Annotated in this window: 19 protein-coding genes; 10 read left to right on the top strand and 9 right to left on the bottom strand. The window is 72.2% G+C overall.

The features are described from left to right. Positions 1-1,408 (bottom strand): serine/threonine-protein kinase (locus tag HUX53_RS11815; RefSeq protein ID WP_176403217.1); only part of this gene is annotated, 1,408 nt, incomplete at its 3' end. Positions 1,409-1,581: 173 nt separating this feature from the next. On the opposite strand from HUX53_RS11815, the gene HUX53_RS11810 reads away from it, so the two are divergent. Continuing rightward, positions 1,582-3,663 carry a S9 family peptidase gene (locus HUX53_RS11810; RefSeq protein ID WP_176403216.1) on the top strand — a complete coding sequence of 694 codons (2,082 nt, stop codon included), beginning with the start codon at positions 1,582-1,584 and terminating at the stop codon, positions 3,661-3,663. 63 nt (positions 3,664-3,726) lie between these two features. Here HUX53_RS11810 and HUX53_RS11805 read toward each other — a convergent pair whose 3' ends face one another. Beyond that, positions 3,727-5,445, bottom strand: a complete 1,719-nt coding sequence (locus HUX53_RS11805) for an ABC transporter ATP-binding protein (protein WP_309237178.1) — start codon at positions 5,443-5,445, stop codon at positions 3,727-3,729. Beyond that, positions 5,442-7,238: an ABC transporter ATP-binding protein gene (locus HUX53_RS11800; RefSeq protein ID WP_176403215.1), complete on the bottom strand. Its 1,797-nt coding sequence runs from the start codon at positions 7,236-7,238 to the stop codon at positions 5,442-5,444. The genes HUX53_RS11805 and HUX53_RS11800 overlap by 4 nt, the downstream gene beginning before the upstream one ends. 301 nt (positions 7,239-7,539) lie before the next feature. On the opposite strand from HUX53_RS11800, the gene HUX53_RS11795 reads away from it, so the two are divergent. From HUX53_RS11795 to HUX53_RS11775, 5 genes are all read left to right on the top strand, one after another. Further along, a complete protein-coding gene (locus HUX53_RS11795; RefSeq protein ID WP_309237177.1) occupies positions 7,540-8,766 on the top strand; it encodes a SpoIIE family protein phosphatase in 1,227 nt (408 codons plus the stop codon). A gap of 201 nt (positions 8,767-8,967) precedes the next feature. Further along, complete coding sequence (locus HUX53_RS11790) at positions 8,968-9,657, top strand: succinate dehydrogenase cytochrome b subunit (RefSeq protein WP_176403213.1); 690 nt, start codon at positions 8,968-8,970, stop codon at positions 9,655-9,657. Positions 9,658-9,659: 2 nt separating this feature from the next. Next, positions 9,660-11,597, top strand: a complete 1,938-nt coding sequence (locus HUX53_RS11785) for a fumarate reductase/succinate dehydrogenase flavoprotein subunit (protein WP_176403219.1) — start codon at positions 9,660-9,662, stop codon at positions 11,595-11,597. A 20-nt stretch (positions 11,598-11,617) separates the two neighbouring features. Next, positions 11,618-12,370, top strand: a complete 753-nt coding sequence (locus tag HUX53_RS11780; protein ID WP_176403212.1) for a succinate dehydrogenase/fumarate reductase iron-sulfur subunit — start codon at positions 11,618-11,620, stop codon at positions 12,368-12,370. 134 nt (positions 12,371-12,504) lie between these two features. Continuing rightward, a complete protein-coding gene (locus HUX53_RS11775; RefSeq protein ID WP_176403211.1) occupies positions 12,505-14,307 on the top strand; it encodes a tetratricopeptide repeat protein in 1,803 nt (600 codons plus the stop codon). Here the strand turns inward: HUX53_RS11775 and HUX53_RS11770 are convergent. The 5 genes from HUX53_RS11770 to HUX53_RS11750 all read right to left on the bottom strand — a co-directional run bounded on the left by HUX53_RS11770 (position 14,304) and on the right by HUX53_RS11750 (position 19,945). After that, complete coding sequence (locus tag HUX53_RS11770) at positions 14,304-15,272, bottom strand: LysR family transcriptional regulator (RefSeq protein WP_176403210.1); 969 nt, start codon at positions 15,270-15,272, stop codon at positions 14,304-14,306. The genes HUX53_RS11775 and HUX53_RS11770 overlap by 4 nt on opposite strands. Positions 15,273-15,316: 44 nt before the next feature. Beyond that, a complete protein-coding gene (locus HUX53_RS11765; protein ID WP_176403209.1) occupies positions 15,317-16,003 on the bottom strand; it encodes a Crp/Fnr family transcriptional regulator in 687 nt (228 codons plus the stop codon). Positions 16,004-16,331: 328 nt separating this feature from the next. Continuing rightward, a complete protein-coding gene (locus HUX53_RS11760; protein WP_176403208.1) occupies positions 16,332-17,102 on the bottom strand; it encodes a succinate dehydrogenase/fumarate reductase iron-sulfur subunit in 771 nt (256 codons plus the stop codon). Next, on the bottom strand, positions 17,099-19,102 hold the full coding sequence (locus HUX53_RS11755; protein ID WP_176403207.1) for a fumarate reductase/succinate dehydrogenase flavoprotein subunit: 2,004 nt from the start codon (positions 19,100-19,102) through the stop codon (positions 17,099-17,101). The genes HUX53_RS11760 and HUX53_RS11755 overlap by 4 nt, the downstream gene beginning before the upstream one ends. A 12-nt stretch (positions 19,103-19,114) precedes the next feature. After that, positions 19,115-19,945, bottom strand: a complete 831-nt coding sequence (locus HUX53_RS11750) for a hypothetical protein (RefSeq protein ID WP_176403206.1) — start codon at positions 19,943-19,945, stop codon at positions 19,115-19,117. A 555-nt stretch (positions 19,946-20,500) separates the two neighbouring features. Here HUX53_RS11750 and HUX53_RS11745 point away from each other — a divergent pair. After that, the gene (locus HUX53_RS11745) at positions 20,501-20,863 is read left to right on the top strand and encodes an LCP family protein (RefSeq protein ID WP_176403205.1); all 363 of its coding nucleotides are present in this window, start codon (positions 20,501-20,503) and stop codon (positions 20,861-20,863) included. Next, positions 20,839-21,381: an LCP family protein gene (locus HUX53_RS11740; RefSeq protein WP_176403204.1), complete on the top strand. Its 543-nt coding sequence runs from the start codon at positions 20,839-20,841 to the stop codon at positions 21,379-21,381. Before HUX53_RS11745 ends, HUX53_RS11740 begins: the two co-directional genes overlap by 25 nt. 35 nt (positions 21,382-21,416) lie before the next feature. Here HUX53_RS11740 and HUX53_RS11735 read toward each other — a convergent pair whose 3' ends face one another. Then, the gene (locus HUX53_RS11735; protein ID WP_176403203.1) at positions 21,417-22,040 is read right to left on the bottom strand and encodes an A24 family peptidase; all 624 of its coding nucleotides are present in this window, start codon (positions 22,038-22,040) and stop codon (positions 21,417-21,419) included. Positions 22,041-22,179: 139 nt separating this feature from the next. Here HUX53_RS11735 and HUX53_RS40995 point away from each other — a divergent pair, with 139 nt between their 5' ends. After that, complete coding sequence (locus tag HUX53_RS40995) at positions 22,180-22,656, top strand: DUF4282 domain-containing protein (protein ID WP_255205170.1); 477 nt, start codon at positions 22,180-22,182, stop codon at positions 22,654-22,656. Between the two features lie 12 nt (positions 22,657-22,668). Continuing rightward, complete coding sequence (locus tag HUX53_RS11725; protein WP_176403202.1) at positions 22,669-25,008, top strand: serine/threonine-protein kinase; 2,340 nt, start codon at positions 22,669-22,671, stop codon at positions 25,006-25,008. The last annotated feature ends 120 nt before the right edge of the window (positions 25,009-25,128 follow it).

Here is a 25,128-nt window from a genome sequence, read left to right as displayed (position 1 = left end):
CTCCGGTGCCGCCGCCGTCACCGTCACCACCGCCGCCTCCGCCGCCACCGCCGGTGGTCGGCGGCTCGGTCGTCGGCTCGCTCGTGGTCGGCGGCTCCGTGGTCGGCTCGCTGGTGGTCGGCGGCGCGGTCGTCGGCTCGGACGTCTGCGGCGGCGGCGTGTTCTGCCGCGTCCGGGTGCGGGTCGGCGTCGGCTGCTCCGGCTCCTCGGACGTCGGGGTCTCCGAGACCGTCGCGGAGTCGGTGACGGACGGCGTCGTGGGCGTGCTCGGCGAGCCGCCCCCGCCGCGCGTCGCCGCGTACACGCCGACGACGATCGCCAGCACCGCGATCGCGGCGACGGCCGCGACGATCGGCCACTTGGACTTGCGCTCCGGCTCCCAGTCGTCGTACCGGGCCCGCTCGGCGCCGTACGGCGGGCGGGCGGGCGGCAGGTTGCCGGTGTAGTCGGCCGGGGAGACGCGCCGCGTCCCGCCGCCGGGGCCGCCGGGGTGGGTGGAGCCCGCCATCATCCCGGCCGCGCCGAGCCCGCCCGCGGCGAGCGTGGACCCCTCCGCCAGCATCGTGTCGGCCTGCGACGGGTCCATCCGGGTCTGCCCGGCGCCGCCCGGCCCGCTGCCGATCAGCGCCATCATGATCTGCTGCGCGGTCGGCCGCCGCTCCGGCTCCTTGGCCAGGCACGCGCCGATCAGCCGGTGCAGGTCGGTGGGCACGCCGTCCAGCATCGGCGGCTCGTGCATCACCCGGTTGATGACGGCCATCACGGTGTCGTCGCCGAACGGCGGGCGGCCGGTCGCGGCGAACACCATCGTGGTGGCCCACGCCCACACGTCCACGGCCTCGGTGAGCGTGGCGCCCGCGACCTGCTCGGGCGCCATGTAGGACGGCGTGCCGATCGCCTTGGTCGCGTTCGTCTGCCCGGTGTCCAGGGCCCGCGCGATGCCGAAGTCGATCACCCGCGGCCCGTCCGGCGCCATGATGACGTTGTGCGGCTTGAAGTCGCGGTGCACGATCCCCGCCTGGTGGATCGCCACCAGCGCGGTCGCGGTGCCGATCGCGAGCCGGTCGAGCGCCGCCCCGCCGATCGGGCCGGACTCGGTGACCTGCGCGTAGAGCGAGGGGCCCGGCACGTACTCGCTGGCGATGTAGGGCTGGTCGCCCGCGACGTCGGCCTCCAGGACCTGCGCGGTGCAGAACCGGGCGACCTGCTTGGCGGCCTGCGCCTCGCGGACGAACCGGGTGCGCGCCATCGTGTCCCCGGCCAGGTCGGCGCGGAGCAGCTTGATCGCGGCCCGGTTCCCGGAGGCGTCGACGCCGGCGTAGACGACGCCCTGGCCGCCCTCGCCGAGCCGTTCGACGATCTCGTACGAGCCAAGCCGCCGGGGATCTCCCGGCTGCAGCTCCGGCATGGAAAACTCCTCAGCCCGCGACAGGAAAAAGTGCTTGGGGAAGCTTTGAGCTTACGCGAGCGAGGACCCGGGCACGGGACATTCCCCGTCCACCACCCGACGACCCGTGATCATAGGGGGCAGGAGAGCGCCGTGCGCCGTACTTCCCGGGCATCCTGGCAGACTCGGATGCCATGAGCATCAGCTATCCGCGGCAGAGCGCCCGCACCCGACGGTTCAGCCTCGGCGTCCCGCGCGCCTTCCAGATCGCGCCGGACGAGTCGCGCGTCGTCTTCCTGCGCACCAGGGCGGGCGACGACCCGGTCACCTGCCTGTGGACGCTGGACGCCGCGACCGGCGAGGAGCAGTGCGTCGCCGACCCGGCCGCGCTGGACGTCCCGGGCGAGGAGAACCTGCCCGCCGAGGAGCGCGCCCGCCGCGAGCGGGCCCGCGAGCAGGCCGGCGGCATCGTCGGCTACGCCACCGACCGGGCCATGAAGCAGGCCGTGTTCACCCTGGCCGGGCGCCTCTACGTCGCCGACCTCGACACCGCGCTCGTCCGCGAGCTGCCCGCGCGGGCGCCGGTGTTCGACCCGCGCCCCGACCCGGCCGGGCGGCGGATCGCCTACGTGTCGGGCCGGACGCTGCGCCTCATCGAGATGGACGGCACCGACGACCGGGCCCTCGTCCAGCCGGAGTCCGACCAGATCTCCTACGGCCTCGCCGAGTTCGTCGCGGCGGAGGAGATGGACCGGATGCGCGGCCACTGGTGGGCGCCCGACGGCGGGACGCTGCTGGCCGCCCGCGTGGACGAGACGCCGGTGCAGCGGTGGCACATCGCCGACCCCGCGAACCCGGACCGGCCGCCGTCCGAGGTCGCCTACCCGGCCGCCGGCACGCCCAACGCGATGGTGTCGCTGGCGCTGCTCAAGGTCGACGGCCGCCGCACGGGCGTCGCGTGGGACCGCGGCATGTTCCCCTACTTCGTGGCGGCCGCCTGGGACCGGCACGGCCTGCTGATCGTCGTGCAGCCGCGCGACCAGCGGTCCCAGCGGGTGCTGCGCGTCGACCCGTCCAACGGTGAGACGTCCCTCGTGCACGTCGAGCACGACCCGATCTGGACGGACATCGTCCCCGGGCTGCCCGTCCGGACGAACTCCGGCGACCTCGTCTGGACCACCGAGGACCGCGACGCCGACACGCGCCGAGTCACCGTCGCCGGCAAGCCCGTCACGCCCGCCGGCCTCCAGGTCAGGGCGGTTCTCGGGGTGGAGGGCGAGTCGATCCTGTTCACCGCGTCGGAGGAGCCCACCGAGGTCCACCTGTACTCCTGTGACGCGGGCGAGGTGACGCGGCTGACCGAGGGGCAGGGCGTCTTCGGCGGCATCCGCTCTGGCGGCGTCACCATCGTGACGGGGGCGCGGCTCGACCGTCCCGGCTCGGAGATCGAGGTGCGCACGCCGTCCGGGACGCACCCGGTCGCCTCGTTCGCCGAGACCCCGGTGATCACCCCGCGCGTCGAGCTGCTGCGCGCCGGCGACCGCGAGATCCGCACCGCCGTCCTGCTGCCCACCGGCTGGGAGCCCGGCCAGGGGCGCCTGCCCGTCCTCATGGACCCCTACGGCGGGCCGCACGCGCAGCGCGTCCTCGCCGTCCAGCGCATGTACTGCGAGCCGCAGTGGCTCGCCGACCAGGGCTTCGCCGTCGTGATCGCCGACGGCCGCGGCACGCCCGCGCGCGGCCCGGCGTGGGACCGCGCCGTGCACGGCGACTTCGTCGGCCCCGTCCTGGACGACCAGATCACCGCGCTGATCGAGGCCGCCCGCAAGCACCCGGACGCGCTCGACCTCGACCGCGTCGGCATCCGCGGCTGGTCGTTCGGCGGCTGGCTCGCGGGCCTCGCCGTCCTGCACCGCCCGGACGTCTTCCACGTGGGCATCGCGGGTGCCCCCGTCACCGACTGGCGCCTGTACGACACCCACTACACCGAGCGCTACCTGGGCCACCCGGACGAGGACCCGGACAACTACGCCGCCAACTCCCTCATTGAACGGGCCGCCGATCTGAAACGCCCGCTGATGATCATCCACGGCCTCGCGGACGACAACGTGGTAGCCGCCCACACCCTCCGCCTCTCGTCCGCACTACTGGCCGCAGGCCGCCCCCACACCGTCCTGCCGCTGTCCGGCGTCACGCACATGACCCCGCAAGAGGTCGTCGCAGAGAACCTCCTACACATCCAAGTGGACTACCTAAAGTCCGCCCTGTCCCGTTGACTTGCGGCGTGTTGCCCTTATGAGGCGCCGGATAAGGGCAACACGCCGCAAGTGAACGTGTGTTCAGGCGCCGTGCCAGGACGTCCATAGGGCGGCGTAGGAGCCGTTGGCGGCTATGAGTTCGTCGTGGGTGCCCAGTTCGGTGATGCGGCCGTCCTCCACTACCGCCACGCGGTCGGCGTCGTGGGCGGTGTGGAGGCGGTGCGCGATCGCCACGACGGTCCGGCCGTCCAGGACGGCGGCGAGGGAGCGTTCCAGGCGGCGGGCGGCGCGCGGGTCGAGCAGTGATGTCGCCTCGTCCAGGACGAGGGTGTGCGGGTCGGCGAGGACGAGGCGGGCCAGCGCGAGCTGCTGCGCCTGGGCGGGCGTCAGCGTCGCGCCGCCGGAGCCGACGAGCGTGTCGAGGCCTGGCCCGTCCCAGGCGACGGCCGCGAGCACCCGGCGGACGTCCTCGTCGGACGCGCCGTCCCGCGCCATCACCAGGTTCTCGCGGAGCGTGCCGCGGAACACGTGGTGCTCCTGCGTGACCAGGGCGACCTCGCGGCGCAGCCCGTCCAGCGGCAGCCCGACGAGCGGGACGCCGCCGACGGTGACGGAGCCGGAGCGCGGGCCGTCCACCCCGGCGAGCAGGCGGCCGAGCGTGGACTTGCCCGCGCCGCTCGGCCCGACCATCGCGAGCCGCTCGCCGGGCCGCAGGTCGAGGTCCACGCCGTGCAGGACGTCCTTGCCGGGTCGGTAGGAGTAGCGGACGTCGCGCGCCGTGAGCCGTTCACCGGCCGGCCGGCCCCCGTTCGGAGTCCGGTCGGGCGGGACGTTGCCGACGCCGCGGATGCGGGCCAGCGACGCGCCGCCGAGCTGCAACTCGTCCAGCCAGGAGAGCATGGTGTCCACCGGCTCGATGAGCAGCTGCGCGTACAGGGTCGCGGCGGTGACCTGCGCCAGCGTCGCCATGTCGTGGATGTAGAGGAGGCCGCCGACGAGGAGCGTCGACACCACCGGCAGCACGAAGCTCAGCTCGACCACGGGGAACAGGACCATGCGCAGCCGCAGCGTGTAGCGCTCGGCCCTGTACGAGGCCGCGATGTCGGCGTCGCCGCGCCGGTGTCGGCGGCCGGCGAGACCGAGGGCCTCGACCGTGCGGGCGCCCTGGACGGTCTCGGTGAGCCCTTCCGCGATCCGCGACCACGCCTCGTTCTCCCGCAGGTAGCCGCCGTGGGCGCGGGGCAGGTACCAGCGCATCACCGCCACCAGCAGCGGGACGGCGACCAGCGCGGGCAGCGCGACGAGCGGGCCGTTCAGCAGCAGCGCGCCGAGCGTGAACGCGCCGACGACGATCGCGACGAGCGTCTCCGGCATCGCGTACCGGACGGACGTGCTCAGCGTGTCCACGTCGCGGGACGCGCGGGTGACCAGGTCGCCGGTGCCCGCCCGCTCGACCGTGGACAGCGGCAGCGCCAGCACCCGCTCGACGAACTCCTCCCGCAACTCGGCCAGCACCCGCTCGCCCAGCTTCGCGGACGCGAGGTAGGCGTACCGGATCAGCACGCCCTGCACGACCACGAACCCCGCGATGGCGAGTCCGGTCGTGTCGATGGCGGCCCGCCCGTCGCGAACGTCCTCGACGAGGGCGCCGAGCAGCCGGGGCGTGACCAGGCCCGCCACGGCGGCCAGCGCGTGGAGCGCCAGCACCCCGGCCAGGGCGCGGGGATGCCGCAGGACGAGCCGCCGCGCGTACGCCCGCACCTGCGCAGACGTGGCAACCGGCAGCATCTCGGCACTCACGACCTCACCGCCTCTCCACTGTCTCCCCGCGCTCCCGCAACGCCCTCGCCCTGCCCGTTGACCTCGCCCTGCCCGTTGACCTCGCCCTGCCCGTTCCGCTCAGCGTGACCGTCGGGCTCACCCTCGCTGCGGGTGACCGTGGACGCGTAGCGCGGCTCCAGGTTCAGGAGGTCGTGGTGGGTTCCCTCTGCGACTACCTGTCCGTTGTGAAGGAAGGCGACGTGGTCGGCGTGGGACAGCATTAGGGGGCTTGTTGTGCAGACGACGGTGGTGCGGCCCGCGCGCGCTTGGGCGAGTCTGTCGGCGATGCGGGCTTCGGTGTGTGCGTCTACCGCGCTGGTCGGCTCTACCAGGACGAGGACGTCGGGGTCTGCGGCGAGTGCTCGTGCTAGGCGGAGACGCTGTTGCTGGCCGCCGGAGAACTCTCGGCCTGCCTCGGCCACGTGTGCGTCCAGGCCGACGGAGGCGACGATGTCCTCGGCGCAGGCGGCGTGGATCGCCGCCTGCAGTGTTGCCTCGTCGCCGTCTGGTGCCAGGGACTCGTCCAGTCGTCCGGAGAAGAGGCGGTCCTCGTTGACGGCGACGAGGATGCGTTTTCGGACGTCCGCGACCGCGTGCAGCGGGACGCCGCCGAAGTCGACGTCGCCGGCCGTGTACCGGCCGAGGCGGTCGGCGACGGCCTGGGCGTCGCGGGGGTCGTCCGCCGCGATCGCGGTCACCCGGCCCGGCCGCACGACCAGCCCGGACGCGATGTCGACCAGTTCGGCGGACGGCGGGCGGGCCGTTCCGGCGTCCGGCAGTTCGGGGTCGATGGCCAGGAGCGCGGTCACCCGGCCCGCCGCGACCAGGCCCTTGGTGATCTTGCTTGCGGCCTCGCCGAGCGTCTTCAGCGGGACGATCAGGAACACCGCGTAGCCGTAGAACGCGACCAGCTCGCCGACGCCGATCGTCCCCCGCGCGGCGAACCGGGCGCCGGCCCAGGTGACCAGCGCGATCAGCAGGCCGGGCAGGAGTACCTCGGCGCCGTTCATCCGGGTCTCGGCCCGCGCGACCGCCACCCCGGCCGCGCGCACCCGCTGCGACTCGGTGCGGTAGCGGCCGGAGAACAGCGCCTCGCCGCCGATGCCGCGCAGGATCCGCAGGCCCGCGACCAGGTCGGTGGCGTGCGTGCTCAGCTCGCCGACCAGCTCCCGGTGCGCCAGCTCCCGGTCGCGGTAGGGGCGCAGCAGCGGCGCCGCGAGCGCCAGGATCAGCGGGACGCCCACCAGCACGATCAGGCCGAGCGGCGCCGACGTGCTCAGCAGGATCCCGGCCACCACGACGATCCCGACGACGGCGCCCGACCCGCGCGCGACGATGTCGAGGACGTCGCCGATGTGCGCCACGTCGGACAGGCCGATGCTGACGACCTCGCCAGCGCTCAGCCGCTTCGGCAGCGTCCCGCCGAGCCGGGTCGCCTGCCGGGTGACGAGCTGGACCGTCCGGTAGGCCGCGGCGAGCCAGTTGAACACGGCGAAGCGGTGCCGGGCGGGGCCGGTGACGGCCTGCACGACGCCGAGGCCGAGCAGCACGCCGGACCACGCCAGCAGGGCGTGCTCGTCCCGCGCCGCGACGCCGGCGCCGATGGCGCGGCCGATCGCGGCGGGCATGAGCGCCTGGCTGAGCATCCAGACCACGCCGAGGGCCGCACCGGCGGTGATGCTGCGCCGCTGGGCGCGCAGTAGCCACAGGAGGTAGCGCGCGGGGGATCGATGGTCGGGCGTGCCAGGATCATTCTCCGGCAACGGCTTCACCCGACGAAGGTTATGCAGCGGAACGTCCGGAGTTCGACTGGTTTTTCACCTGCGGCGACCCGTTTCGAACGGTCCGGAAATGACCATCAGGACGCACTCAGGGGATGCACCGTGATGTGGGGACACGCTAAGGTCTGGGACGTACGGAGCGATGCTCCCTCCGCTCCTTGAGCCGGGACCCTGGCGGCTAGGCCAATGCCGCTGCCCCGGCGCGGTCCGGCGCGCCCGCCCGCAGCCGCGGGAATAAGCGGGACGTTACCGGCCGTTGCCAGTGCCGTCAGCCCGACTTCCCGGAAGCCCTGTGAGCACGCTCAGCCACCAGACGCCCAGCCATCAGACGTACCCCTTCACGCCGGGGGCCGAGGACAGGATCGACCTGCTCCTCATCGACGCCGACCCTTCCGACGTGCGCATGGTCGAGAAGATGCTCGCCGAGAGCGGCATGGACGCCGGGATCACCGTCGCGTCCGAGCTGGCCGCCGCGCGGCGCTCGCTGACGCGGCGCACCCAGTGCATCCTCGTCGACCTGTCCACCGCCGGCACCGACCGGCTGGACGGCCTGCGCCAGGTGCTGGCGCTGTCCGGGCCGGCCGCCGTCGTCGTCCTGACCGGCCTGGACGACGCGCACCTCGGCGTGCAGGCGGTCGCCGCCGGCGCCGAGGACTACCTGGTCAAGCAGGAGGTCGACGCGCCGCTGCTGGCCCGCGCCGTCCGCTACGCCATCGAGCGCAAGCGCTCGGAGGAGACCGAGCGGCGGCTCGTCGAGGCGCGCATCCTCGGCCGGGAGAACGCCCGGCTGGAGCGCGGGCTGCTGCCCGTCCCGCTGATCGACGACCCGGCACTGCGGCACCACACCCGGTACCGGCCCGGCCGGCGGCGCGCGCTGCTCGGCGGCGACTTCTACGACACCGTGCAGACCGAGGGCGGCGCCGTCCACCTGATGATCGGGGACGTGTGCGGGCACGGCCCCGACGAGGCGGCGCTCGGCGTCCAGCTCCGGATGGCGTGGCGGACGCTCGTGCTCGCCGGGCACACCGGCGAGCAGCTGCTCGGCACCCTCGACACCGTGCTCGGGCACGAGCGGCGCAGCGAGGAGATCTTCACAACGCTGTGCATGATCACGATCGCGCCGTCCCGGCGGACCGCGCGGATGCACCTCGCCGGGCATCCGGCGCCGCTGCTGTTCCGCGGCACCCTCGGCGAGGACGGCGAGGTCGCCGCGCTGCCCGACTACGCGCACGGCCCCGCGCTCGGCCTGCTGCCGGGCGGCGAGTGGCCGACGACCGAGATCGACCTCGGCGAGTCGTGGGGCCTGATGCTCTACACCGACGGCCTGATCGAGGGGAAGGTCGGCGCGGGTTCCGACCGGCTCGGCACCGACGGCCTCGTCGGCCTGGCCCGCGCGGCACGCGGCCGGGGCGCTGCCGGGCGCGCCCTCATCGACGGCCTGGTGACCGAGGTGGAGCGGCTCAACGGGGACGCCCTGACCGACGACCTGGCCGTCCTGCTGCTGTCCAGGCAGTGCTAACCACAAGCCCCTGACCTCGGTCAATGTCGTCTGGATCACTCGGTTCCGGAGTTCCCGGTGACGCTGTGAGGTCACTCACCGGCGGATCCGTAACGGAACGGCCACGACGCCCGCGCTGCGTGCGTTCATAGCCTGCGGCTATCGCCATGAGTGCGCTGATGACTTGGAACTATTCTTAGATCCGGACATAACGTGCAGGTCGTGGCTATAGCGATACCTGCGATCTACCGATCGACCGTCGGCAAGAAGGCCGTCATGGCGGTGACCGGCGGCGTCCTCGTGCTGTTCCTGATCACGCACATGCTCGGGAACCTGAAGATCTTCATGGGCGCGGAGGACTTCAACCACTACGCGCACTGGCTGCGCACGATCGGTGAGCCCGCGGTACCGCGCCGGACCGTCCTGACGCTGCTGGAGGTCGTCCTCGCGGTCTCGGTCGTCCTGCACATGTGGTCGGCGGTGTCGCTCGCCCGCCGCGCCTCTGCCGCGCGCCCGGTCAAGTACCAGTCGAAGAAGAAGTCGCACGCGCAGGGCTACGCCGTCCGCACGATGCGCTACGGCGGCGTCATCATCGCGCTCTACGTCGTCTGGCACCTGCTGGACCTCACGTTCTTCGTCGTGAACCCCAAGGGCGCCGACGCGACGCCCTACGAGCGGCTGGTCGCCGACTTCGACCCGTCCCGCTGGTACATCACCGTCTGGTACGTCTTCGCCGTCCTGCTCGTCGGCCTGCACCTCAACCACGGCATCTGGAGCGCGTTCCAGACTCTCGGGCTGCGCAGCCCGCGCAGCCACAACGCCCTGCGGGGCCTCGCCGCGACCGTCGCCGTGCTGATCACGCTCGGCTTCATCGCGATCCCCGTCTCCATCACGTTCGGATGGGTGAGCTGACCATGACCGACAGCTTCTACAAGTCCGGCGAGCCGATCGCCGACACCAAGGCGCCCACGGGCCCCATCGAGGACCGCTGGACGACGCGCAAGTTCGAGGCCAAGCAGGTCAACCCGGCCAACAAGCGCAAGAAGAAGATCATCATCATCGGCACGGGCCTCGCGGGCGGCTCCGCCGGCGCGACGCTCGGCGAGGCCGGCTACCACGTCCAGCAGTTCTGCTTCCAGGACTCGCCGCGCCGCGCCCACTCGATCGCCGCACAGGGCGGCATCAACGCCGCGAAGAACTACCGCAACGACGGCGACAGCGTCTACCGGCTGTTCTACGAGACGGTGAAGGGCGGCGACTTCCGCTCCCGCGAGTCGAACGTGCACCGGCTCGCCGACATCTCCCGGAACATCATCGACCAGTGCGTCGCGCAGGGCGTCCCGTTCGCCCGCGAGTACGGCGGCCTGCTCGACAACCGCTCGTTCGGCGGGACGCAGGTCTCCCGCACCTTCTACGCCCGCGGGCAGACGGGCCAGCAGCTGCTGCTCGGCGCCTACCAGGCGCTGATGCGGCAGGTCGAGGCCGGCAACGTCGAGCTGTACCCGCGGCACGAGATGCTCGACCTCATCATGGAGGACGGGCGCGCGCGCGGCGTCGTCGTCCGGAACCTCATCAACGGCGAGGTCAAGCACTACACGGCCGACGCGGTCGTGCTGGCGTCCGGCGGCTACGGCAACGTGTACTTCCTGTCGACGAACGCGATGGGCTCGAACGTCACCGCGTCCTGGCGCGCGCACCGGCACGGCGCCATGTTCGCCAACCCGTGCTACACGCAGATCCACCCGACGTGCATCCCGGTCAGCGGCGACCACCAGTCGAAGCTGACGCTCATGTCGGAGTCGCTGCGCAACGACGGCCGGGTGTGGGTACCGAAGAAGGCCAAGGACGAGCGCCGCCCGTCCGACATCCCCGAGGACGAGCGCGACTACTACCTGGAGCGCATCTACCCGTCGTTCGGCAACCTCGTCCCGCGCGACATCGCGTCCCGCGCGGCGAAGAACGTCTGCGACGAGGGACGCGGCGTCGGCCCCGGCGGCCTCGGCGTCTACCTCGACTTCGCGGACGCCATCGGGCGGCTCGGCCGCGACAAGGTCGAGGCCAAGTACGGCAACCTCTTCCAGATGTACGAGCGCATCACCGGCGAGAACCCGTACGAGACGCCGATGCGCATCTACCCCGCCGTCCACTACACGATGGGCGGCCTGTGGGTGGACTACGACCTGGAGTCCTCGATCCCGGGCCTGTTCGTGATCGGCGAGGCGAACTTCTCCGACCACGGCGCGAACCGGCTCGGCGCGTCCGCGCTGATGCAGGGCCTGGCGGACGGCTACTTCGTCCTGCCGAACACCATCGGCGACTACATCGCCCGCAACCCGTTCGACCCGGTCTCCGAGTCGGCGATCGGCGAGGCCGAGGAGCGGGTCCGGACCCAGATCGACAAGCTCCTGTCGATCGACGGGGACCGCTCCGTCGACTCCTTCCACCGCGAGCTCGGCCACATCATGTGGGAGTACTGCGGCATGGAGCGCACCGAGGAGGGGCTGCGCAAGGCCCTGGAGCTCATCCCGGCGCTGCGCGCGGAGTTCTGGACGCGCGTCAAGGTCACCGGCAAGGGCGAGGAGCTGAACCAGCAGCTGGAGAAGGCCGGCCGCGTCGCCGACTTCTTCGAGCTGGCCGAGCTGATGGTCATCGACGCCCTGCACCGCACCGAGTCCTGCGGCGGCCACTTCCGCGCCGAGAGCCAGGACGAGGAGGGCGAGGCCAAGCGCGACGACGACAACTTCGGCTACGTCGCCGCCTGGGAATGGGCCGGGGAGGGCGAGCAGCCCGTCCTCCACAAGGAGGCCCTGGACTTCGAATACGTCAAGCCGACGCAGCGGTCGTACAAGTAGCAGAGGTCGTACACGTAATCATGAAGCTCACACTGCGCGTCTGGCGCCAGAGCGGCCCCGAGGACAAGGGGAGGATGGTCGAGTACAAGCTCGACGACATCTCCCCCGACGCCTCGTTCCTGGAGATGCTGGACGTCCTCAACGAGAAGCTCATCGCGGACGGCGGCGAGCCGGTCGCGTTCGACCACGACTGCCGCGAGGGCATCTGCGGCATGTGCTCGCTGGTCATCAACGGCACCCCGCACGGCCCGGAGCGCGCCACCACCACGTGCCAGCTCCACATGCGCAAGTTCAAGGACGGCGAGGTCATCGACGTCGAGCCGTGGCGCGCGAAGGCGTTCCCGGTCGTGAAGGACCTGGTCGTCGACCGGTCGGCGTTCGACCGGATCATCCAGTCCGGCGGCTACATCACCGCGCCGACCGGCACCGCCCCGGAGGCGCACTCGACGCCCGTCCCGAAGCCGGACGCCGACCGGGCGTTCGAGGCCGCCGAGTGCATCGGCTGCGGCGCCTGCGTCGCGGCCTGCCCGAACGGCTCGGCCGCCCTGTTCCTCGGTGCCAAGATCGGCCACCTCGGGCTGATGCCGCAGGGCCAGCCGGAGCGCTACGACCGGGTCGTGTCCATGCTGGAGACCCACGACGAGGAGGGCTTCGGCGGCTGCACCAACACCGGCGAGTGCACCGCGGCCTGCCCGAAGGAGATCCCCCTCGACTTCATCGGCCGCCTCAACAGCGACTACCTGAAGGCGACCGCCGGCGGCAAGAAGCGCTGACCGGCCGCCCCTGATCTCGGCCCCGCCCGGAGTACCGGGCGGGGCCGTTCTACTGTGCTCGCGCCTGATCCGGCCACCCGGATTCGGGTGCGAACGGCCCCTGCGCTGCGTGATCTTGCAATATCATGGCGCGCATGCACGTGCATAAGGGGGTGCATCTGCAAGAGCAGATGCAAGTTACTCCGGATTCGCCGCCACCGGCGGTGCACCGCTCGATCCTCTGCGTGGACGTCGAGGGCTTCGGCGGCCGCACCAACTGGGAGCAGCTCCGCGCGCGGGCCGGCCTCTACCAGGCGCTGCGGGACGCGCTCACCGAGTCCGGCGTCCCGTCCGGCTCGTGCTACTGCGAGGACCGCGGCGACGGCGCCATGATCCTCGTCGGCCCCGACGTGCCCAAGGCGCGGCTGGCCGCGCCGTTCCCGGCCGTCCTCGCGAGCATGCTGGAACGGCACAACGGCAGCGCCCCGCCCGGCGCGCGGATCCGGATCCGCGTCGCCGTGCACGCCGGCGAGGTGCACTACGACGTGCACGGCGTCGCCGGCTGCTCCATCAACACGGCGTTCCGGCTGCTGGAGGCCGCGCCGCTCAGGGACGCGCTGCGCGGCTCCCCCGGCGTCCTCGCGCTGATCGCGTCCGAGTGGTTCTACGACGAGGTCGTCCGCCAGTGCCCGGCCGGCGACGCGGCGTCCTTCCGCGCCGTGGACGTCGCGGTCAAGGAGACCCGGACGCGCGGCTGGATCCGGCTGCCGGACGTCCGCGCCGACACGGGCCGCGCCCTGCGGCTCCTCGCCCTGCACCCCGGCACGGAGCTGTCGGTCCCGGCCGCCGCCGCCCTCCTCGACGTCCCCGACGACGCGGCCCAGGCCGTGCTGACCGGCCTCCGCCTGGAGGAACGCGCCCCGGGCCGCTACCGCGTCCCGGCCGTCGGCGACGAGCCCGCCGGCGCGGAGCGCGACGCGGCCCTCCGCCGCCTCCTCGCGTGGTACCTCGGCACCGCCGACAACGCGCGCCTCCTGCTGTGCCCGGACCGCGTCACGGCGACCCTCACCCTGCCGGACGCGCCGTGCCGCCCGCTGGCCTTCGCCTCGGCCGCCGAAGCGCGGCGGTGGTCGGAGTCCGAGCGGCTCAACCTGGCCGCCGCCGCCCGCGCCGCCGCCGACGAGGGCCACCACGACATCGCCTGGCGCCTCCCACTCGCGCTCTGGGCGTTCTTCTTCCTGCGCAGCCCCTGGACGGACTGGATCGACGCGCTGCGCACCGGCCTCGCGTCCGCCCGGCTGATCGGCGACGACCGCGGCATCGGCTACGCGCTCGGCGGCCTCGGCTACGCCAGCCAGAGCCGCTGGGAGTTCGAGGAGTCCGCCGACCTGTTCACCGCCGCCCGCGACACGTTCGTCGGGGTCGGCGATGCCCGGGGCGAGGCCTGGGCCCTGCACGGCCTCGGCTACGCCTGCCGCCGCCTGCAGCGGTTCCGCGAGGCCGTCGCGCACCACCGCCGCTCCGTGCGGCTGGCTCGGGAGATCGGCGACCTGCGCGGCACCGGGCACGCCCTGTCCGCCCTCGGCTACGCCCACGCCTGCCTCAACGAGTTCGACACGTCCCTCACCTGCTTCGAGCAGGCCCGCGCCATCGCCGGGGAGACCGAGCGCCGCGCCGAAGGCTGGGCGCTGCACGGCCTCGGCTACGCCCACCAGGGCCTGCGCCGCTTCGACCGGGCCGCCGCGCTCTACCGGCAGGCGCTGGACGTCTTCACCGAGGTCGGCGACCGGCCGGGGCAGGGCGAGGCCTACTACAACCTCGGCCAGACGCACCTGCACATGACCCGCCCGGACGCGGCCCGCGACTGCTGGGTGAAGGCCCTCGCCATCTTCGAGGACCTCCAGACACCGCAGACCGGCGCCGTCCTGGCCCGCCTGCGCTCCCTCGGCCCGGCCTAGGCGTCGACGAGGTTCTCGACGCCGGCGGGGAGGGTGCCGGACTGGCCCGCTTCCGCGAGGAACGTCTCCAAAGTCTCCTGGAAGGCGCGGGCGGCGTGGGTGAGTTCGACGTCCTTGCGGTGGGCCAGCGCGATGGTGCGGAGGAGGCCGGGGCCATGGCGGCCTCGCCGTGCCTCCTCGTCGGCCAGGACGAGCGGGGTTCCGCGCAGGCCGGGACGTCCGGCCAGCACCATGCTCGGGACGACCGCGATGCCGAGGCCGACCTCCACGAAGCGGAGCACGGCGTCCATCTCGCCGCCCTCCACGGCGAACTTGGGCTCGAACCCGGCCGCCCGGCAGGCGCTGATGGTCGCCTCGCGCAGGTCGTATCCGGGACGGAACATCACCAAGGGGCGGTCCTGCAGATCCTCGATGCGCAGGTACGAGCGGCGCGACAGCGACCGCTGCTCCGCCGGGGAGGCCACCACCAGGTATTCGCGCAGGATCGGGGTCGTGTCCAGGGGCGAGTCGCCCTGAAGCGGAAGGATGACGAGGGCCAGGTCCAGGGAACCGCGCGTGAGCTCGCGGACGAGGTCCCGGGAACCTCCTTCTTCGACGATGAGCTGAATTCCCGGGTAGGCGTCGTGGAAGCGGCGCAGGACGTCCGCCAGCAGGCCCGCGCAGAGGGACGGTGTAGCGCCGAGCCGTACACGGCCGCGTTTCAGGCCGGCGAGTTCCTGCACCTCCAGGCGAGCGGTGTCGACGTCCGCGAGGATGCGCTTCGCCAGGGGCAGCAGCGCCTCACCGGCGGGCGTCAGCGTGATGTTGCCGCGCGCGCGCCGGAACAGGGAGACGCTCAGCTCGCTCTCCAGCGCACGGATCTGCTTGGACAGCGACGGCTGCGCCACCCGCAGGATCTCCGCGGCCTGCGTGAAGTGGCGCACCTCCGCGACCGCGACGAAGTAGGCGAGCTGCTGTAGCTGCATCCTGCACAGAGTACGGGTCGCCCGGCCGCGCGGGACGACCCGGGCTACCGCGCGTGGCGGCGCAGGGCCTGGAGGTCGTGCACGATCAGCCGCCGCCGCCCCGTCTCGATCCAGCCGTGCCGGCGCAGCGTGCGCAGCGCCTTGCTCACCGCCTCGCGGGACGCGCCCACCCAGCCGGCCAGCTCCTCCTGCGACAGGTTCAGCGTGATCCGGACGCTCTCCTCGCCGGTGCCCGTCCGGTGCGGAACCCCGAACCGCTCGGCCAGTTCGACGAGCCGCTGCGCGACCCGCCCGGTGGCGTCGAACATGCCGAACTCGACGCGCTTGCGGTCGGCGTCGCGCCAGCGCTGGCACAGCATCCGCATGATGATGATGGAGACGCGGCCGTGCGCCTGCAGGAACGCCATGAACTCGTCCGCGCTGACGGCGATCGCCTGCACGGGTTCGAGCGCCTGCACCGACGCCGACCTGGGCAGACCGTCGATCGCGGCGACCTCGCCGAGCACCGCGCCCGCCCCGCGCACCGCCAGCAGGGCCTCGCCGCCCTGCTCGTGGTAGGAGAACGCCTTCACCCGGCCGCGCAGCAGCACCGCGACCCAGCCGGGCTGCTCCCCCTCCGTGAAGAGCGTGTCCCCCCGCGCGAACTCCCGGACGCGGCCGCGTGATTCCAGGTCCTCGCGTTCCGCCGGGGTGAGATCGGCGAGGAACGAGCCCGGTTCGAGGGCGCTCATACCCATAACGCTAAAGGGATCCGGGCCCGGCCGCCTCCCGGAGAAGAATCACGGTTCCATCACGCGCTATGTGCACTTTTCCCTACTCCGGCGCGCGTGCGTGCGTCAGGGTGGGTCCCGGCGTGCGCTACCGGAAGGCCTCCCGGCATCCGCGGCGTCCATCGGGGAGCGGCGGGGACGGCGGGCGGCCGACCGGGGGCACGCCGCCCGCCGTGTTTCGGGGGCGTCGCAAGCCAGAGCGCCGGCCCCCGCAGCGGAAAGCGGCGGAAACGCGAACGCCCCCCGTCGCGCGGGGCGGCGGGGGACGTTCGCGAGAGCTTCCGGGGACTCAGGCGGACGGGGTGTCCTGGCCCTTCCGCACGATGCCGAGCTTGCTGCCGAGCCACACCACCGGGTCGTACTTGCGGCCCACGACCCGCTCCTTCATCGGGATCAGGGCGTTGTCGGTGATCTTGATGTGCTCGGGGCAGACCTCGGTGCAGCACTTGGTGATGTTGCAGAAGCCGAGCCCGTGGTCGTCCTGCGCGATGTTGCGCCGGTCGGCCTCGTCCGCCGGGTGCATCTCCAGCTCCCCGATCCGCATCAGGAAGCGGGGGCCGGCGTACTCCTTCTTGTTCTCGTCGTGGTCACGGATGACGTGGCACACGTTCTGGCACAGGAAGCACTCGATGCACTTGCGGAACTCCTGCGACCGCTCGACGTCCACCTGCTGCATGCGCAGCTCGCCGGGCTTCGCGTCGCCCGGGTCGAACGACGGGATCTCCCGCGCCTTCTCGTAGTTGTACGACACGTCCGTGACCAGGTCGCGGATGACCGGGAACGTCCGCATCGGGGTGACCGTGACCGTCTCGTCCGGCTCGAAGGTCGACATCCGCGTCATGCACAGCAGCTTCGGCATGCCGTTGATCTCCGCCGAGCACGAGCCGCACTTGCCCGCCTTGCAGTTCCACCGGACGGCGAGGTCGGGCGCCTGCGTGGCCTGCAGCCGGTGGATGATGTCGAGGACGACCTCGCCCTCGTTCACCTCGACCGTGTAGTCGGTCAGCTCGCCGGAGCCCTCGTCGCCGCGCCAGACCTTGAACTTGGCCTCGTAGCTCATCGGTCGCCCTCCTCGTCGTCCGCGGCGCCGGCGGCGGTCGCGCCGGACCCGGCCGCGGCCTCCGCGTCCTGCGTCGTGACCTCCTCGGCGAGGCCCTTCGGCAGCTCCTCGGCGGTCAGGTACTTCTTCAGCTCGTCGTTCTCGAACAGTTCGAGCAGGTCCTCGCGCATCGGCACGAGCGGCTGCCGGGTCAGCTCGACGTGCGGGGACGCCGGGTCGCCGGCCAGCGCGCAGACCAGGTTGACCTTCCGCCACTCGGCCGACATCGCCGGGTGGTCGTCGCGGGTGTGGCCGCCGCGGCTCTCCTGCCGCTGCAGCGCCGCCTTCGCGACCGCCTCCGACACCAGCAGCATGTTGCGCAGGTCGAGCGCGAGGTGCCAGCCCGGGTGGTAGCCGCGCCCATCGTTGACCGCGACCGGCTCGACGCTGACGTTCGCGACCCGCTCGCGGAGCTTGCCGAGCGCCTCGATGGCCTGCTCCAGCTCCGCTTCCTTGCGGATGATGCCGACCAGCGTGTTCATCGTCTGCTGCAGCTCGGCGTGGACGGCGTACGGGTTCTCGCCGCCCTCCCGCTCGAACGGCGCGAGCGCCTCGGTGGTCGCCGCCTCGACCTCGTCCTCGGGGACGGCCGGACGCGCGGCCAGGGCGTCCACGTACTCGGACGCGCCGAGCCCGGCGCGGCGGCCGAAGACCAGCAGGTCCGACAGCGAGTTGCCGCCGAGCCGGTTCGAGCCGTGCATGCCGCCGGACACCTCGCCCGCCGCGAACAGGCCGGGGACCTTCGCCGCGCCGGTGTCCGGGTCGACCTCCACTCCGCCCATCACGTAGTGGCAGGTCGGGCCGACCTCCATCGCCTCCTTGGTGATGTCGACGTCCGCCAGCTCCTTGAACTGGTGGTACATCGACGGCAGCCGCTTGACGATCTCGGCGGCGCCGCCCGGCATCCGGTCGACGACGGTGAGGAACACCCCGCCGTGCGGCGATCCCCGTCCCGCCTTGACCTCGGAGTTGATGGCGCGCGCCACCTCGTCGCGGGGCAGCAGCTCGGGGGGCCGCTTGTTGTTGTCGGGGTCGTCGTACCAGCGGTCGCCCTCCTCCTCGGAGGTCGCGTACTGGTCCTTGAACACCTCGGGGATGTAGTCGAACATGAACCGCTTGCCCTCGGAGTTGCGCAGGACGCCGCGGTCACCGCGGACCGACTCGGTCACGAGGATGCCCTTGACGGACGGCGGCCAGACCATCCCGGTCGGGTGGAACTGCACGAACTCCATGTTCAGCAGCGTCCCGCCGGCGAGCAGCGCCAGCGCGTGCCCGTCCCCCGTGTACTCCCACGAGTTGGACGTGACCTTGAACGCCTTGCCGATGCCGCCGGTCGCCAGCACCACCGCGGGCGCCTCGAACACGACGAACTTCCCGGTCTCGCGGACGTAGCCGAATACGCCGCAGATCTTCCCGTCCGCGTCCTTCAGCAGCCGGGTCACCGTTGTCTCGGCCCACACCTTGAGGCCGGCCTCGTAGTCGCCGTGCTCGGCCTTGTCCTCCTGCTGGAGGGCGACGATCTTCTGCTGGGCGGTGCGGATCAGCTCCAGGCCCGTCCGGTCGCCGACGTGCGCCAGCCGCGGGTACTCGTGCCCGCCGAAGTTGCGCTGGCTGATCTTGCCTTCCTTGGTGCGATCGAACAGCGCGCCCCACAGCTCCAGCTCCCAGACGCGGTCCGGGGCCTCCTTGGCGTGCAGCTCCGCCATCCGCCAGCTGTTCATGAACTTGCCGCCGCGCATGGTGTCGCGGAAGTGGACCATCCAGTTGTCGTGCGGGTTGACGTTGCCCATCGCGGCGGCGGCGCCGCCCTCGGCCATCACCGTGTGGGCCTTGCCGAACAGCGACTTGGAGATGATCGCGGTCTTCTTGCCCTGGAGGCGCGCCTCGATCGCCGCGCGCAGCCCGGCGCCGCCGGCGCCGATCACCACGACGTCGTACGAGTGCCTCTCGATCTCAGTCATGATTCCTTGGCCTCAGTTGAAGATGCGGGGGTCGTTGAAGACTCCGCCGGCGACGAGGGCGACGTAGGCGTCGGCCACCACCAGCGAGCCGAGCGTGATCAGGGCGTACATGCCGTGCCGCTCGTTGATCTTGGAGACCCAGCCCCACATCCGGTACCGGAACGGGTGCTTGGAGAAGTTCTTCAGCCGCCCGCCGACGATGTGCCGGCACGAGTGGCACGACAGCGTGTACAGCCAGAGCAGGATCACGTTCACCACCAGGATGACGGTGCCGAGCCCGATGCCGATGCCGCCGTCCTTGCCGTGGAAGGCGCGGATCGCGTCGTAGGTGTTGATGAGGGAGATGAGGACGGCCGCGATCCAGAAGTAGCGGTGCAGGTTCTGGCCGATCAGCGGGAAGCGGCGCTCCCCGGTGTACTTGCCGTGCGGCTCCTTGACGGCGCACGCGGACGGCGACGCCCAGAACGACCGGTAGTACGCCTTGCGGTAGTAGTAGCAGGTCAGCCGGAACAGCAGCAGGAACGGCAGCGAGATCGCCGCGAACGGGATCCAGCCGCGGGTGCCCGCCGGGAGGAACGTCCCGAACTCCGCGGCGTTCCCGGTGTGCCCGTTCACCGTGACGTTGTTGCAGATCTCGTTGAGGCACGGCGAGTAGAACGGCGTCAGATAGTGGTACTCCGGCACATAGAACGCGGCGCCCCAGAAGGCCCGGACGGTCGCGTACACCACCCACGCCGTGAAGATGATGAAGGTGGTGAGGGGGTACAGCCGCCAGTTGTCCTTGCGGAGGGTTCTTTCCTTGATCTGGGCGCGCGTTTTGGCCGGCGCCTCCACAGTGCTCATCGATCGCTCTCCTGAGCTCGGGTCGTCGTGTCCCCGTACCACGGTCTCCGCGCACCATGCGGCGGTCGCGCCCGGTGCCGCCGGCTCATCGCGCCTTGCGCCATGAGCCGCTGGCCATGCGTCCCGGCCGGGCCGCGTTCCGGCGGCCGCGGGCCGTCGCCGCATGCGGGCGGTGACGCCTCGTGTGCGCTTCCAGCGAAGCGACCCTACGCCACCCACCGGGAGCTGTGACATACATAACAGCCAGACCCGCATGTGAGTCTGACCACAGACTTTAGCCCGGTCACGGGTGCGCCGCACGGTCCGCCGTCCATAACCAGTCGTTATGGCGCAGCGGAATCGAGATGAGCGCGCTACGGAATGACCGAGCGGTCGCCGAGCACACGCGTCAACAGAACGGGCATCTCGGGCATCCAACAAGGGGAGCCGCGCGCCCCGCCGCCTCCATAGAATGATCAACTGCCCGAACCGCCCGCCCTCGACAGGGCCCGCCCGAAACGGGACCGATGAGCGACAAAGACCCCGCCCGCGACGGCGACGCCGGGCAGCAGAGCGATGCGCCCGGCGACAGCGCTGCCGCCGCGTCCGGGCGGCGGCGCACGCGGCGGCGGAGGGTTCTGCGGCGGCTCGCGGTCGGGGTGGCCGTTGTCATGGGCCGAGCTGTACCTGAAGGCGGGCAAGCAGACCGTGAAGGGCGAGCAGGCCCTCGGCTATGTGCGGGCCCGCTACTCGCTCGGGAACGGCTCCGACCTTGAGCGGATCGAGCGGCAGCAGAAGTTCATGGCCTCGGTCGTCGACAAGGCCACCAGCGGTTCGGTCCTCACCGATCCGAAGAAGACGTACAAGTTCCTCAAGGCCGCGACCAAGTCGACGACGATCTCGACCTGGCGGCGATGCGGAAGCTGGCGGACGGCCTGAAGGGGATGAGCGCGGGGCAGGTGCGGTTCGTGACCGTCCCGGTCGAGCGCTACGCGCCGGACCCGAACCGCGTCCAGTGGAACCAGGAACTGGCGAAACCGCTGTTCCAGGCGATCCAGCACGACAGCGAACTGCCCGCCGAACCGGCGAAGCCGGTGCAGGCCGCGCCGGCGCCGCCCGCCCCCGGCAAGGTGCACGTCACCGTCGGCGCGGCGGGCGGCAAGGACAAGCTGGTCGAACGGGTCGTCAAGCAGCTAAAGCAGCGTGGCTACAAGGTCGCGAAGAAGGTGGAGAAGGGTGCCAAGACGGCGGAGAGCCGCCTCGTCTACGCCCCGGCCGCGGAACCGCAGGCGTCGGCGCTCGCGCGGGACGTCCCCGACGCGGTGCTCACCGCCGACGCGAAGGCCCCGCAGGACGGGGTGCGGCTCGTCATCGGCACCAACGGCGTCCGTCTCGCACCGCCCGCGATCAACAAGATCGGCGGCGGGGTGAAGGGCGGCCAGAAGCCCTGCGGCTGACGTCCTCGCGGGCGCCCCCTGCGAACTGGGGGGTGTCAGCCGGCGGTGGATGCGAGGACGGCGATGAGCGTCCCGGCGAGCATGTAGGGGCCGAAGGGGAACTCGCCCTTGCGCGTGCGGCGGACGATCATGATTCCGATGGCCGCCAGGCCGCCGAGGAGGTAGGTCGCCAGGAGGCCGAGCAGCCAGGCGTCCCGTCCGAACCAGCCGAGGTAGAGGCCGAGCACGCCGGACAGCTTGACGTCGCCCATCCCGATCCCGGACGGGACGGCGAACGCCTGCGCGAAGTACAGCACGAACAGCACCGCCATGCCGATGAGCGCGTGCTCGAACCGGTGCAGGCCGTCGTCGGTGAACGGGGCGGCCGCGGCCAGCAGCGCCGCCGCGATGCCGTAGGACGGGAGCGTGAACCGGTCCGGGAGCCGCTTGACGCCGACGTCGACGAAGCCGAGCAGGGTGCCGGCCGCCGCGAGGTACAGCAGCGCCGGCAGGACGGGCCCCGCCCCGACCCGCCACCCGAGCACCCCGAAGAGCGCCGCCGTGACCAGCCCCATCGCGATGCGGCGGCGGCGCGGAACGTCCCCGACGTAGGGCGCCGCCATCGGCGCCATGAGGAGGCCGACGATGAGCCCCACGGGCAGCGACACGAGCGCGACCATCGTCCCTCCCCCTGATCCGGCATCTGCTTCGGCCCCGGCACCATAACCGGACGCGCGCGGACGCGTGCGGCTGATCCGGGTGCGGGGCGGGCGCAGGCTCTAGAGTCTGTGTGTAGGCCCCACACTGGAGACGACGGCGATGACGAATCCTTCGGACCCCGGTCACCCACCGCGCCCGCAGGCGCCCGATCCGGCGGGAGGACCGTACGGGGCGCCGCCCGGTCCGCGGCAGGCGGGTTCCGTCCCCGGGCCCCGGCCGCCCGGCCCCGCCGCGTTTCCGCAGGACCAGCAGGGGTGGGTGCCGCCCGAGCGAACCGAAAAGGGCCTGCTCGCCGCCCTCCTGGACGCCAACTTCGACTCGCTGGTGACCCCGAAGCTGCTCAAGGTCTTCTACGCCCTGTCGATGGTGATGGTCACGCTTGAGTGCATTGCCATCGTGGGATTCGCCATCTGGGTCATCTCCATGGACTTCTACTGGGCCGTGGCCATCCTGCTGATCCTCGCCACGCCGCTGATCTGGTTCTTCCAGATGCTGTTCGTCCGCATCCTCATGGAGGCGGTGGTGGTGCGGTTCAAGCAGGCCGAGTATCTGCGGATCATCAAGGACAAGGGCTAGACGGGGCTGCTGGTGGGCGAGTTCGACGGCACGCCGCCGCGGGACACCCGGCGGGACGCCGGGGCGACGCGGCGCGAGGACGCGCGGGTGCCCGGGCCGCGGGCGGCGTCGGAGACGGCGCGGGACGGGGCGGCGGGCGGCGCGTCGCTGATGCGGCTGCCCACGGTGCTCGGCGAGCGGTACGCGACGGTCGCGGAGCTGCCGGTGCAGGGCGCCGAGTCGGATCTGCTGCTGGTGCGGGACGCGGCCGGCGACGAGTACGTGGTGAAGATCTTCCGCCGCGGCTACAGCGCCGACCGGGACGTGTGGGCGAAGCTGCCCGCGCTGGACTCGCCGAACGTCCTGCGGATCCTGGAGACCGGGCACGCGGACGGGCGCGACTATGAGGTCACCCCCTACGTGCCGGACGGGAACCTGCGGGCGCTGATGCAGGGACCGCTTCCCGACGAGACGGTCGGCGAGGTCGCGGCTCAGCTGGCGGCCGGGCTGATCGCGCTGCACCGGGCCGGGATCGTCCACCGGGATCTCAAGCCGGAGAACGTCCTGGTCATGGGCACCGGGCCGGTACGGCTGGCGATCGCCGACTTCGGGCTGAGCAAGGTCCTCGACCAGAGCGTGGTGTTCGCGTCGTCGTCGCGGACGCTGGCGTACGCGGCGCCGGAGTCGCTGTCCGGGCAGGTATCGCCGGCCCGCGACTGGTGGTCGCTCGGCATGATCGTCCGGGAGCTGGCGACGGGGCGGGCGCCGTTCCAGGGGCTGAGCGAGACCGTGGTGGTCGACCATCTGGCGACGCGCCCGGTCAGCGCCGACGACGTCGCCGACCCGAGGCTGCGGATGCTGTGCCGCGGGCTGCTGACGCGGGATCCGCGCAAGAGGTGGACGGGCGAGCAGGTCCAGGAGTGGCTGGACGGAGGCTCGCCGCCAGTCGCGGAGGAGCGCGCGCAAGCCGATGCGGGCGACGGCCTCCCCTTCAAGGGCCGCCGCTACGCGCGAAGGGACGAGCTGGCGCGCGCGCTTGTCGAGAACTGGGATCACGCCGCGCAGTACTTCTTCGGACGCGGTGAGTCGGGCGAGGCATGGCGGAGCCTGCGCGAATGGCTCGCGGACGTCCCGGACGACAGCCGCATAGGTCTCGTCGACGGCTACCTCATGACGAGGCTGCCGCCGGACGTGAAGCTGCTGCATCTGGTGCGCTGGCTGGATCCGGCGCTTCCACCGCATTTCCTCGGCCGCCGCGTCACCGCCGACGATCTGCCGGGGCTCGCCGCGCTGGCCGGCGACCACCGCCACCCCGATCACCGCACCGCCGTCCTCATCGGGCGGGCGCTGTGGGAGCACCATCTGCTGCAGGTGCTGGCCGGGTTCGAGGGCGCCGAGGAGCTGTCCCGGATCGACGACCAGTGGCGCGCCCATGTGGCGGCATGGAACGACCTCGTCCGCTGGTTGCGCGCGCAGGACGGCATGCCGGAGGGGGCCGCGCGGCGGCTGCCGGACGCCGGGGCGGAGGAGCCGCCCGCCGTGCTGCTGACGCTGCTCGCGCTGGCGGCGCGTCCGGCGGAGACGCACCGGCTGGTCGCGGAGGGCGCCGCGCGGGCGCGCGAGGCGGTCTCCACGCCGGTGCCGTGGTTCACGTGGATGGTGGACGGCGCGGGCGACGATCCGTTGCGGCTCGTCGCGGTGACGCGTGCCGCACCCGAGGCCGTCGCGGAGAGCGAGTCCCGGACGCGCGACCGGCACACCGCCGAGCAGCGGAACGAAGCGCTGCGCGAGCAATGGGCCGAGAAGGAGCGGCAACGGCTCGCCGGGCGTGGCGCCGCCACGGTCAAGGCCGTCGTGTGGACGCTGCCGGTACTGTTCTTCTGGCTGGCGGGCAGTTGGGTGGTCGGTTCGCTGTTCGGCGGCGGGGACGACAGCGGGACCGCGTCCGTCGGCCTGCACAGCTCTGCGTCGGGTTTCTCCTTCGGCGCACTGGCCATCGTGTCGGTGCTCGCCTGGGCGGTGCAGTGCGGCAGCGAAGTGCTCCTCGCGCGCGCGCAAGGCAAGGAGTACCTCCCCTACGGGCCATGGTCGATGCTGTCGGGCGTCCTAAGCGCGAGTGGTCGCGGGTTCTCGAAGGCGTCGCAGACCATGTCGGGCGCCGCGCAGCAGACCGGGCGGCGCGGCTGCGGTCTCGTGCTGCTCGCCGTGACGGTTCCGCTGCTCCTCCTGCTGCTTCTGCTCGCGGCGCTGACGTCCATCGCGAGCCTGCTCTGGGTTCTCCTCATCATCGCCGCCTCCGCCGCGCACGCCGTTGCGGCCGGGGTGCGGCTGCACCGCTGGCGGCAGGCACGCACGATCGGAGGCACCCGGTGAGCAGCGGGATCGACGCGGACATCGCGCTGGACGCCGCGGTGGTGCTCAGCCTCGGCATGAACCGGCTGCTCGGACGCGGCGCGGGCGCGGCCGAGCAGCCGGTTCATGCCGAGGCTGAGC

Source organism: Actinomadura sp. BRA 177 (genome assembly GCF_013372625.1).
GTDB lineage: Bacteria > Actinomycetota > Actinomycetes > Streptosporangiales > Streptosporangiaceae > Spirillospora.
This window is presented reverse-complemented; position numbering and strand designations above follow the sequence as displayed.

What these genes read in the sequence shown, in the direction of transcription:
- HUX53_RS11810 (WP_176403216.1), top strand. Translation starts at nt 1,582, where the DNA reads ATGAGCATCAGCTATCCGCGGCAGAGCGCCCGCACCCGACGGTTCAGC.
- HUX53_RS11785 (WP_176403219.1), top strand. Translation starts at nt 9,660, where the DNA reads ATGACCGACAGCTTCTACAAGTCCGGCGAGCCGATCGCCGACACCAAG.
- HUX53_RS11780 (WP_176403212.1), top strand. Translation starts at nt 11,618, where the DNA reads ATGAAGCTCACACTGCGCGTCTGGCGCCAGAGCGGCCCCGAGGACAAG.
- HUX53_RS11775 (WP_176403211.1), top strand. Translation starts at nt 12,505, where the DNA reads ATGCACGTGCATAAGGGGGTGCATCTGCAAGAGCAGATGCAAGTTACT.
- HUX53_RS11770 (WP_176403210.1), bottom strand. Translation starts at nt 15,272, where the DNA reads ATGCAGCTACAGCAGCTCGCCTACTTCGTCGCGGTCGCGGAGGTGCGC.
- HUX53_RS11765 (WP_176403209.1), bottom strand. Translation starts at nt 16,003, where the DNA reads ATGAGCGCCCTCGAACCGGGCTCGTTCCTCGCCGATCTCACCCCGGCG.
- HUX53_RS11760 (WP_176403208.1), bottom strand. Translation starts at nt 17,102, where the DNA reads ATGAGCTACGAGGCCAAGTTCAAGGTCTGGCGCGGCGACGAGGGCTCC.
- HUX53_RS11755 (WP_176403207.1), bottom strand. Translation starts at nt 19,102, where the DNA reads ATGACTGAGATCGAGAGGCACTCGTACGACGTCGTGGTGATCGGCGCC.
- HUX53_RS11750 (WP_176403206.1), bottom strand. Translation starts at nt 19,945, where the DNA reads ATGAGCACTGTGGAGGCGCCGGCCAAAACGCGCGCCCAGATCAAGGAA.
- HUX53_RS11745 (WP_176403205.1), top strand. Translation starts at nt 20,501, where the DNA reads ATGCGCCCGGCGACAGCGCTGCCGCCGCGTCCGGGCGGCGGCGCACGC.
- HUX53_RS11740 (WP_176403204.1), top strand. Translation starts at nt 20,839, where the DNA reads ATGCGGAAGCTGGCGGACGGCCTGAAGGGGATGAGCGCGGGGCAGGTG.
- HUX53_RS11735 (WP_176403203.1), bottom strand. Translation starts at nt 22,040, where the DNA reads ATGGTCGCGCTCGTGTCGCTGCCCGTGGGGCTCATCGTCGGCCTCCTC.
- HUX53_RS40995 (WP_255205170.1), top strand. Translation starts at nt 22,180, where the DNA reads ATGACGAATCCTTCGGACCCCGGTCACCCACCGCGCCCGCAGGCGCCC.